The organism is Allorhizobium undicola ORS 992 = ATCC 700741 (genome assembly GCF_000621665.1).
Lineage (GTDB): Bacteria > Pseudomonadota > Alphaproteobacteria > Rhizobiales > Rhizobiaceae > Allorhizobium > Allorhizobium undicola.
In genome coordinates, this window is the sequence record NZ_JHXQ01000044.1 from 1 (window position 1) to 2,039 (window position 2,039).

The window sequence follows — 2,039 nt, forward strand, 5'->3', positions numbered from 1 at the left end:
TCGATGCTGAAGAACACGGCCACGGTTTTGAGCGGCGTCGGTGCGGTTGCCTGGGCGCCCGTCGAATTCTACCAGTTCTTCAAGGCGGTGCGCGATGGAACCGATACGGGATCGCTGATCTTCATGGGTGTCGGTACGGCGGCCGATACGGTCGGCGCAGTTGAGGGCGCAATGGGCATTGCCGAGCTGCTGGCCGATGTGACCTTCGCACGCGGTGGAACGCTTGCGGCAACGGCAGCGTCTCCCTTCCTGCCGCTGGCCTTCTCCACCATGTTCACCGGGGCGGTTGTCGTTTCGTGGGCGGCATGGGTGGGCTATACGCTTTACAATGTCGCGCTTCAGGAGAAAAAGTTCAACGAAAGCCGCGATGCGCTGGATCAGGACCTGACCCGCTTGCTGGATAACAAGACCTCGCTCTACGTCATCAAGTCCGACCAGACCGACCGGCATGGCGTTCCCTATAAGGACGATAACGAGGAAAGAGTGCTGACGCCGACCGATTGGACCGCAATCCGCGCCGGGGTCGAAGAGTACCGCAAATCCGAAGGCTATACCGACGCATCCATTCCGACCTGACATAAGCCAGATCGACGCACGCACGCTTATTCTCTCTTCGGGCCTCGCGTCCCTGGATGGATCAGCGGCATGAGGGCCTCACATTACAGCGCCGTGCGTTTGCTCAAACGCACGGCGCTGTAACGCTTTAAATCTGCTGCATAATTTTCACCTTAAATCGATTCCGATTTAAGGAATTATGCAATAAATCCGCGAGTCACTGAAAATGACGCGCGGATTTTGCTTTCGGCTGTCTCGCGCCCGGATCTTTGAATATTGGTAATCCAGGCTCGATCCGAGGGTGGAATTTTCAGAAAATCCACGCGGATCTGATCTATTCGGAACGGTTTTTACAATTGCCATCATGGACGGTCTTGAAATGTAAATCGGATCTTTACACGTCGTCAAAGTTGTGCATTTCTTAACGATAATTTATAATCAAAAGGGGAAATGAATGGCTTCCACGGCGGTCTCCAGCAGTAGCCCAGAAGACGTTACCAGCAGGAATTTTCTGGATTATTCCAAGCTTTTGGGGTCAGGCGGCAGTTCCGCCACCATCCAGCAGCAGGACAGCACCCGCAAGGTGTCGCCATCGGGCGCCGGCACGGGCACGGCGGCGGTGCTCAGCATCAGCACGACCGCCTCGGGAAAAACGGTGGCGAGCGGCAATACGGCATCGGCCTCCGACATCGTCAACAATACCGTGAGCCTTGCGGCCACCAGCGCCGCAGACACGGCCGATTATTCCACCGCGGCCGAGATTGCCCAGAAACTGTTTGGCTCCAAGGCGATGGAGCAGGTGAATGCTGCCCTCGTCAATCAGGTCAATCATGAGGACAAGTCTTTCGAAAGCCTCGATGTCCTTAAAAATCCGGGCAATTACACGCCCCGCCAGCGGCTTATCATGTATCTGGACCTGATGCAGAACCAGGCGAAGTACAACACTTTTTCCCAAAGCTTCCGGGATAATCAGTACGGCATCAACAATGGTGTCGAGATCAGCGACGACTTCAAGAACGCCATCCAGATTCTGGGCTCCGATCCCGAAGTTCAATCGCTGCTGACGCAGGCTATTTTCAAGGCGTTCAAAACCCTGTTTTCCGGTGAGGCAATTGCGCCGCTGGATACGACGGGGATGGAGGGCATCGATATTGTCAATACCGAGGTGCAGCGCTCCGAGGATGCGTCGGCTGCGCGCACGGAGGTGATGGACGCCTTCGATCGCGACATTGTCAATGGCGGGCTGCTGACCGGCGGTCTGGCAGAGGGCAAGAGCGTCAAGGAAATCAGTGACGAATATAACGCCGCCCTGAGCCTTTACATGATGATCCTTCCGGACCAGCAATATTTTGATGCTGCGCCTGCGGTATGGCCGGGCATGACCTATTCCGAACGGATGGAAAAGGCGCAGAAGACCTATTCCGACTTTTTCGCGAAGAACGTCGTGGAAAATCTTCCCGATACCTATGCCTCGATCAAGGGTC

2 pseudogenes are annotated in these 2,039 nt (G+C 55.6%); both read left to right on the plus strand.

Annotated features, from left to right (window positions below):
- Positions 1-576 (plus strand): annotated as a pseudogene (locus T424_RS22790) (hypothetical protein); the annotation flags it as partial.
- 433 nt (positions 577-1,009) lie between these two features.
- Positions 1,010-2,039, plus strand: a pseudogene (locus tag T424_RS21565) (hypothetical protein); the annotation flags it as partial.